This is a genomic window from Desulfobulbaceae bacterium, from assembly GCA_013792005.1.
GTDB lineage: Bacteria > Desulfobacterota > Desulfobulbia > Desulfobulbales > VMSU01 > VMSU01.
In genome coordinates this window covers 1-8249 of sequence record VMSU01000005.1, presented here as the reverse complement: position 1 = coordinate 8249, position 8249 = coordinate 1, and the positions used below count along the sequence as shown (strand labels likewise).

At 47.4% G+C, this 8249-nt stretch carries 7 protein-coding genes and 2 rRNA genes; 6 read left to right on the top strand and 3 right to left on the bottom strand.

Features of this window, described 5'->3' with window-relative positions:
- Window positions 1-124 precede the first annotated feature (124 nt).
- The 6 genes from FP815_00210 (at window position 125) to tsaB (ending at window position 5556) form a co-directional block, all read left to right on the top strand.
- Window positions 125-679 (top strand): ribosome recycling factor, encoded by a 555-nt coding sequence (locus FP815_00210; GenBank protein MBA3013362.1) that lies wholly within the window; start codon window positions 125-127, stop codon window positions 677-679.
- A 249-nt stretch (window positions 680-928) separates the two neighbouring features.
- Entirely contained in the window at window positions 929-1690 is a 762-nt protein-coding gene (locus tag FP815_00205; GenBank protein MBA3013361.1) for an isoprenyl transferase, read from the top strand.
- Window positions 1691-2485, top strand: a complete 795-nt coding sequence (locus tag FP815_00200; GenBank protein MBA3013360.1) for a phosphatidate cytidylyltransferase — start codon at window positions 1691-1693, stop codon at window positions 2483-2485.
- Between the two features lie 18 nt (window positions 2486-2503).
- Complete coding sequence (locus tag FP815_00195; GenBank protein ID MBA3013359.1) at window positions 2504-3745, top strand: 1-deoxy-D-xylulose-5-phosphate reductoisomerase; 1242 nt, start codon at window positions 2504-2506, stop codon at window positions 3743-3745.
- The gene (gene rseP / locus FP815_00190) at window positions 3742-4818 is read left to right on the top strand and encodes an RIP metalloprotease RseP (GenBank protein ID MBA3013358.1); all 1077 of its coding nucleotides are present in this window, start codon (window positions 3742-3744) and stop codon (window positions 4816-4818) included. Before FP815_00195 ends, rseP begins: the two co-directional genes overlap by 4 nt.
- 6 nt (window positions 4819-4824) lie before the next feature.
- Window positions 4825-5556 carry a tRNA (adenosine(37)-N6)-threonylcarbamoyltransferase complex dimerization subunit type 1 TsaB gene (gene tsaB, locus FP815_00185; protein ID MBA3013357.1) on the top strand — a complete coding sequence of 244 codons (732 nt, stop codon included), beginning with the start codon at window positions 4825-4827 and terminating at the stop codon, window positions 5554-5556.
- Window positions 5557-5637: 81 nt separating this feature from the next.
- Here the strand turns inward: tsaB and FP815_00180 are convergent, their stop codons facing one another.
- From FP815_00180 to FP815_00170, 3 genes are all read right to left on the bottom strand, one after another.
- Window positions 5638-7230 carry a transporter substrate-binding domain-containing protein gene (locus FP815_00180; protein ID MBA3013356.1) on the bottom strand — a complete coding sequence of 531 codons (1593 nt, stop codon included), beginning with the start codon at window positions 7228-7230 and terminating at the stop codon, window positions 5638-5640.
- Between the two features lie 152 nt (window positions 7231-7382).
- Window positions 7383-7499 (bottom strand): 5S ribosomal RNA (rrf, locus tag FP815_00175).
- A gap of 222 nt (window positions 7500-7721) precedes the next feature.
- Window positions 7722-8249: ribosomal RNA gene (locus FP815_00170) — 23S ribosomal RNA — on the bottom strand; the annotation flags it as partial.

Genomic DNA, 8249 nt, shown 5'->3' with positions numbered 1-8249 from the left:
TCTCCCTAGCTATGGAAAATAACATCCAAATAATGGTCTTTAACATGAATATTTCTGGCAATATCGCTAACGCGGTATGCGGCAAGCCAGTTGGCACCATCATCAAAGGATAAAGGAGGCAATAATGGATCAGATTATCAGCGAAATGCGCGACAAAATGGCCAAAAGCATTGAGGCCTACCGCCGTGAGTTAACCAAAATTCGCACCGGTCGTGCCTCATTATCCATCTTCGATGGCATCAAAGTTGAGTCATACGGCTCAAAGATGCCCTTAAACCAGGTTGCATCCATCACCATTCCAGAAAGCCGGATGATCGTTATTCAACCCTGGGACACTCAACTTATCAACGTCATTGACAAAGCGATCCTTAAAGCCAATATTGGTCTGAATCCGGTGAGCGATGGCAAAGTAATTCGGCTGAGCATTCCTCAGTTGACCGAAGACCGCCGTAAAGATCTAGTTAAACAGGTCAAGAAGATAGGCGAGGAGTTTAAGGTGGCAGTTCGTAATAACCGACGTGACGCCATTGACATCGCCAAAAAGATGAAGAAGGATAAAGAAATTTCAGAGGACGACCTCTTTACACTTCAAGACAGCGCCCAGAAAGAGACCGACGCCTTCATCAAACAGATTGATGATTCCATGGCGGAGAAGGAAAAAGAGGTTATGGAAGTTTGATTATTTCCGACCGAGCCCCCTGGGCAAATCAGTGATACACTGTAATCGTTCACCAGAAGCGTTGAACGGCGGATTTCACCGACTGTAAACGTTTACCGGGTACCCCAGATGCGCGATTTATATTGACCCGCTTCGTCGGCCAATAAAGCGATCTGCGAAGTGTGCTAGTTGCACATGAGCAAGCCGCTGACAAAGCAGATGGGGTGCCCGGTGAACGTTTACGATACACTTTGCCCACACCCTGCCACGATGACACCATTACCACAACTCGATCTCGACAATATCCCGCCCCACATTGCCATTATCATGGACGGCAATGGCCGCTGGGCCCAGAGCCACAAACTCCTCCGGACCATGGGACATAAGGCAGGGGTCGACTCGGTCTTGAACATCATTAAGGCCAGCCGCCTGCTTGGCGTCAAGGTCCTTACGCTCTATGCCTTCTCTTCAGAAAACTGGCAGCGTCCGGCCCAGGAAGTATCGACTCTGATGTCCTTGCTTAAAACCTTTCTGGTGAGAGAATTAAACAACCTCATCGAAAACAATATCAAACTAAAAGCTATCGGCCAGATAGAAAAACTCCCTGTCGATGTCCGAGAAGTGCTAAATAACTCCATCAACCAATCTGCAAACAATACCGGCATGGTGTTAAATCTGGCCTTAAGTTATGGCAGCAGGGATGAAATTATTCGTGCTGTCCGACTCATCGCCCAGCAATGCCTGGAAAAAACCCTCCATCCTGATGCCATTGACACCGAGATCATCAGCGCCAATCTCTACACCAGCGGACTGCCAGACCCGGACCTCATCATTCGCACCGGTGGAGAATCAAGACTCAGTAATTTTTTGCTCTGGCAGGCATCATACTCCGAAATTTACATCACCAACACTCATTGGCCAGATTTCAGGAAACCGCAACTTAAAATAGCCATCGCCGACTACCAGCGAAGGCAACGGCGGTTTGGCAAGACGGGAGAGCAGATAACTGCGACACCACAGGATACAGCCTAAATGAACCGACTCACAACAGGACTGATTATCAGCGTTATTTGGCTGGCCCTGCTTTTCTCCCAGTCCTTTACCCTTCTCTGGCTGGTATTCACTGCCATCGGCGGGCTTGCTTTACACGAATACTTTTCCATGTGCTTAAGTAAGGATGAGGCACGAATCAAACCAATAGCGATCATTATCGGTCTCATCCCTTTTATTGCCGCCTTAGGAATGAGACCCGATCTGGTCTTCGCCGGCTTTTTCATCTCCATTTTCGCCTCAGCGCTGCTCCTCTTTACTCAATACGCGAGACTCGACAATGGCTTTATACTCCTTACCAAACTGTGCTGTGGCCTGACCTTAATCAGTCTCGGGGCCTCCCACCTGTCACTTCTTGTGGCTTTGCCCCATGGTGTGGCGTGGCTTGTCATCCTGACTATCATCACCATTGCCTCAGATACCGGCGCTTACTACGCAGGTTCAAACTTTGGTAAAACAAAACTCTGTCCGGCCATCAGCCCGGCCAAAACGGTGGAAGGCCTCATTGGCGGCATGATAGCAAGTCTTGTTCTGGTGATGATTGCTAAAATTTTTCTTCTTCCCCATATCTCGTCTATCACAATGTTTTTTGCCACTATCATGATAACCCTGATTGGAGTTGGAGGCGACCTGACCGAATCAATAATCAAGCGGTCCTGCCGGGTAAAAGACTCAGGCACAATTCTGCCCGGTCATGGGGGTATCCTTGATCGAATTGATTCACTCCTTACTGCGGCTCCCACGATGTATTATCTCATCCATTTCAACCTCATCTAAGAAAATGGTCAGTCTTTCGTGAAACACCTCTCTATTCTCGGATCAACCGGGTCCATCGGCCGCAACGTGCTGGAAGTAGTACGCCAGTATCCTGGCCGCTTCCGGGTTATTGGTCTGGCAGCTGGCCGTAATATCGTCCTGCTGAAAGAACAGCTTGAGGCTTTCCGCCCAACCATGGTTTCGGTGGAAACCGAAAAAGATATGATTGCGCTCCGTCAAAACCTTAGCCCTGAATGGCACAATAAACTGAGTTGGGGACAACACGGAGCAGAACAAGTCGCCACCCTGCCCAGCGCCGACATGGTGGTTTCAGCAATTGTCGGTGCAGCCGGACTCCCGCCCACTGTTGCGGCAGTACTGGCAGGGAAAGACATTGCCTTGGCAAACAAGGAAACTCTGGTCATGGCCGGCCCGCTGATCATGGAGGCCGTCGCACGGCTCAAAATAACCTTGCTCCCTGTAGACAGTGAACATAACGCCATTTTTCAAGCCCTTTCCGCCGGACGCAAGGAAGATATCAACCGAATCATCCTCACCGCCTCAGGCGGTCCATTCCGCAACATGGCAGCGGCTGATCTCTGGAACGTCACGCCAGAACAAGCTCTTAAACACCCGAACTGGAGCATGGGCAACAAAATTTCAATCGACTCAGCCACCCTGATGAATAAGGGGCTGGAAGTGATTGAGGCCAAGTTCCTTTTCGATATCCCGTTAGAAAAAATCGAGGTCCTCATTCATCCTCAAAGCGTAGTCCACTCTATGGTTGAATATATTGATGGATCAATCATCTCGCAGATGGGGGTGCCCGATATGCAAATTCCCATAGCCTATGCTTTAACCTACCCGGAACGGATCAAGCTCAACTTACCATCCCTTAACCTGATCAAGCAAAGTATGACGTTCCATGCCCCAGATTTCAACCGATTCCCCAGCCTCAAACTGGCGTATCAAGCGTGCAAGCAGGGTGGCTTGATGCCGGCCATCCTCAATGCTGCCAACGAGGTGGCGGTCTCCGCATTTCTTGCCCACCGCATCCGATTTCCTGAAGTCGCTCTCTGTGTTGCTGAAACCATGACCAGGACTGCAGGGGGACCAGCGATTGACTTAACCACCATCCTTGAGGCTGATCTGGCTGCTAGGGTCCAGGCCGAATCAATTATTGAGGCCATGTCCATAGCTAAACGCCAAAAGCAAGGCGGGTCTACCACCTGCCCCGACCTCCCTCCTAATCATCCACCCATACCTACACACCCACAATGAACTCAATCGTTTCTTTTATTATTGTCCTGGGAGTATTGATTTTTGTCCATGAATTCGGACACTTTATCACTGCCAAATTCTTTGGAATCAAAGTCCTTAAATTTTCTCTTGGTTTTGGACCCAAAATCATAGCTAAACAGATTGGCGAAACAGAATATCTACTCAGCGCCTTGCCCCTTGGAGGCTATGTAAAGATGCTGGGCGAACAACCAAATGAAACGGTATCAGCAGAAATGGCAGGACGTTCCTTTGCCGCCAAATCCGTTTGGAAACGATTTATGGTTGTCTTAGCCGGTCCAATATCTAACCTGATTTCTGCCATCGTTATTTTTACAGTGGTAATTCTCATCACCGGCATCCCCCACCCCCTCCCAACCACCGAAATTGGTGAGATTTCGCCAGGTTCAGCTGCCGAACAAGCCGGACTCAAGCCAGGTGACATCGTCGTTGCCATTGACGGCAAAGCAATAACATCTTGGTCAGAAGTGTCGGAATCGGTGAAAAAAAGCGGAGGGAAAGAACTTACGGTCTCCATCAAACGCGGAGCAGAACTCATCGACGCAACCGGCGCCCCCACCACCTCCGAGGTCAAGAATATCTTCGGTGAAGTGGTTGATACCCGCTTTCTGCTTGGCATCTCCCAGAAGCAATCATTGCGCTATGAACCGGCCACCCTCTCCGGAGCCTTTATCGAAGGCGTCGAACAGACCTGGTTTTATATCGAATTGACCGTCTTGAGTCTATGGAAGATTATCCAACGGGTGATCCCGGCCTCACAGATCGGAGGCCCGATAATGATCGCTCAAATGGCAGGCCAGCAGATGGAAGCAGGATGGATCAGCCTCTTCTCCTTCATGGCGGTTCTAAGCGTCAACCTCGGCATCATCAATCTTTTCCCTATCCCCATCCTTGATGGTGGTCACCTGGTATTCTTTTCCATCGAGGCGCTGCGGAGGAAACCATTGACCTTACGCGCTCAGGAAATTCTGCAACAAGTCGGCATGTTCCTGCTCGGCTCACTGATGCTCTTCGTTTTCTATAACGACTTTGCCCGTCTCTTCGGCAAAGGGTAAGAGAATATGGCAAGGCACGGATCGACAGTGGTCACCGGCCCAATCATCCTGGCCATTGAAAATGCAACCATGTGTGGCAGCGTTGCCCTGATCTCTGCAGGACTCTGCCTTGCCGAATATTCGCTTACCACATCAATCACCCACTCCAGAAGACTACTCACTACTGTTCAACAGTTGATGGCAGACACTAATTTCACCTGGGACCGCATTGACGCTATCGCTGTCAGCTCGGGACCAGGCAGTTTCACCGGACTACGCATCGGCCTGACAACCGCCAAAGGGCTGGCCATGGCGACTGGAAAACCTCTCATTGGAGTCAGCTCTCTCACCACCCTGGCGTGTCAGCTCCCATGGACCGACAAAATGATCTGTCCAATGATTGATGCGAGAAAGCACGAAGTATACACCGCTTTTTACCGTTATGCCGGAGACGGACCCCCTCGGAGGATAGGCGATGTTGTTGCGATTGATCCTGAGGCTCTGGCGCAACTAATCAATAATGATGTGCTTTTCCTCGGGGACGGCAGTCAATTGTATCACGACACCTTGTCGAAAATTTTGGGAAAACGGGCAAATTTCGCCAGTACAGAACTCTTTTTTATTCGTGCAGCGGCTTTGGGCCATTGCGCACTATACAAGTATCGGCAAGGACAATTCCTCGACCCCGTCAGCGCTATTCCAGACTACATCAGACCATCGGAAGCCGAAGTCAACTTCCCGATAATTAAATCTGAGTAGCTCATCAGTAGGCAACAAGTCTCTCGCCTATCGATTCAACTTCATTTCTCTCCAAATCATCTTTTTCTTACTTCGAAAAGACTATTCAACAGAATTATCGTTCTTGGCATTGACATTCATATTCAATATTTTTTGATCTGTAATGTCGGTTACTATCCCCTCAAGTGCATACGGCTTCCCAGATTCATTAAAATATACCGTATTCCGTTGATTGATCCAGCGAATATGCCCAGCTTTATTTATCACCTGATACTCGAAACAATGAGGCACCTTGCCTGTCAATAGATTTTCCCACTGTTCGGAAAAATATGTTTGCCAATCGTGATGAACAATTTGTTTGATGAAAAGAGGTTCCTGATAGAACTCAGACGGAGTATAACCAAAAATATCGAGCGAAGCCTTACTCACAAATTCATATTCACCAGCAGGGAGAGACATCCGAAAAAGCATATCCCGGGCATTATCAGTCAATTGCTCAAATCGATTGAGGCTAACGATAAGCACATCGACTAATTGCTGATATTTATAAAGATATTTTATCAAATATAGACCAAAGACACTTGCCACAAGAAACAAGACTCCACGGATATACAAATTCTCAGAAGGAATGTCAGTCAATAGCCATTCAAATAACGTCAACTTCTGCACATCATTAAACATCACCCATGCGGCAAAAGAATCCAACACCCAAAAAAAGACCGTTGCTCCAATGACAAATTTAATGACATGCTGAACATCTTCTCGGGCAAAACTGGCAAGGGTCGTCTCTTTTGAAAAATTCGGCAACACAATGCCAATCATAATGGCAAGTACCACAAGCAGCATACACAAACATATTGCGATAATAATCTCCCGCTTTTCCCACCCACCAGGAGCTAAAGTAGAAAGCTCAGGGAAAAATTTCTTCTCTAATTGATGATAAGTGGCTTTATTTGTTGTTTTTCCTTCTTTCAAATACTTATCCAAACTCTCTATAAGAAAAGAATTTTCATTCTTAGGAACGGCATATTGAACTTCAGTCGATTTGAAAACAATTGGTGTATATTGAATTTTGTAGATCGGGGTCAGATTCTGACGATGATAATCATTAAAAAGTCCTGCATCCACGCTTCCAGTAGCAACTGCCTCAGCCATTTCCTGGTAGGAATTTACACGTTTGAGAATCGTATTAATTTTCAACCTCTCGCAGGTCTCCGCTAAATACTCGCCAGCAACGCTGTGAGACAAGACCACAACTGTCTTCTCATTTAGATCGTTCATCGTCTGAACGTCAGTAACCCCTGATTTGACAAAGATCTGTCCAGTCTGAACGGCATTTTTTTCGCTTGTAAAATCGAGAAACTGACGCCTCTCCTTGGTTGGTTCAACACCTAACCCAAGATCAATCGATCCAGTTTCAAGACTCTGGATCACATTTTTTAGAGAAGTATAAAAAGAATAGGAGAGTATCCATCCTTCTTTTTTGGCAACATCCTTTAATATCTCAAGATGAAATCCTGTAGGTTGACCGCCCTTTTCATAAATGACTGGAAAATTGTTATAAATACCAACTCGGATATGCTTGTCAGCGTTTTCCTGACCAGCTACATCACCTTGAGCAGATCCTAAACATATAAGCAGCGCACAGGCAGTGACCAAAAAAATACGCAGATCTCTCTTCAGACGTTTCATCATACTTCCACCTCAGTAAAATAGTAGTAAAAGCGAACACTAAAAGCATTGTATCCACAGGTGGGTAAAAAACAAGAGTAAAAGAGGTGGAAGGGGACTCGAATGGACAAAAAAAAAGGTTCCTTGCCTAGTTGGCAAGGAACCTTAAAAAATAAATTCGGCAGTGACCTACTCTCCCACCAAGTCACCCTGGCAGTACCATCGGCGCTGAAGAGCTTAACTTCCGTGTTCGAAATGGGAACGGGTGTGTCCTCTTCGCTATGACCACCGAAAACTTGAATTTTAGTTTAACGACCGGTGTGTTGGTCGGTAAAACTTTAAAACTTGTTTTTAATGTTTCACGGATCGTTATCTCATCCATGAAAACATTATAACATTAACATCCGATGCGTTGGTTTGTTAATGTTTCGGAATACTACTATATAAAAATTCCGATAACTGAATAGCATTTCTTTAGTTTGTCTTGTACTGCAACTTAGGTGATATAAAAAAATTATGGCCAAGCCTCACGGCTGATTAGTACCAGTTAGCTCCATGCATTACTGCACTTCCACACCTGGCCTATCGACGTCGTAGTCTTCGACGAGCCTTCAGGTGGCATTCACCACGGGATATCTTATCTTAGGGTGGGCTTCCCGCTTAGATGCTTTCAGCGGTTATCCCTTCCGAACGTAGCTACCCTGCTATGCCTCTGGCGAGACAACAGGAACACCAGCGGTTCGTCCATCCCGGTCCTCTCGTACTAGAAGCAGGACCCCTCAAACATCCAACGCCCATGGCAGATAGGGACCGAACTGTCTCACGACGTTCTGAACCCAGCTCGCGTACCGCTTTAATTGGCGAACAGCCAAACCCTTGGGACCTGCTCCAGCCCCATTATGTGATGAGCCTACATCGAGGTGCCAAACCGCCCCGTCGATATTGACTCTTGGGGGAGATAAGCCTGTTATCCGCGGCGTACCTTTTATCCGTTGAGCGACGACCCTTCCATGCGGAATCGCCGGATCACTAAGACCTACTTT

Coding starts and splice junctions, on each gene's coding strand:
- FP815_00210 (MBA3013362.1), top strand. CDS start 125: ATGGATCAGATTATCAGCGAAATGCGCGACAAAATGGCCAAAAGCATT.
- tsaB (MBA3013357.1), top strand. CDS start 4,825: ATGGCAAGGCACGGATCGACAGTGGTCACCGGCCCAATCATCCTGGCC.
- FP815_00180 (MBA3013356.1), bottom strand. CDS start 7,230: ATGATGAAACGTCTGAAGAGAGATCTGCGTATTTTTTTGGTCACTGCC.
- FP815_00200 (MBA3013360.1), top strand. CDS start 1,691: ATGAACCGACTCACAACAGGACTGATTATCAGCGTTATTTGGCTGGCC.
- FP815_00205 (MBA3013361.1), top strand. CDS start 929: ATGACACCATTACCACAACTCGATCTCGACAATATCCCGCCCCACATT.
- rseP (MBA3013358.1), top strand. CDS start 3,742: ATGAACTCAATCGTTTCTTTTATTATTGTCCTGGGAGTATTGATTTTT.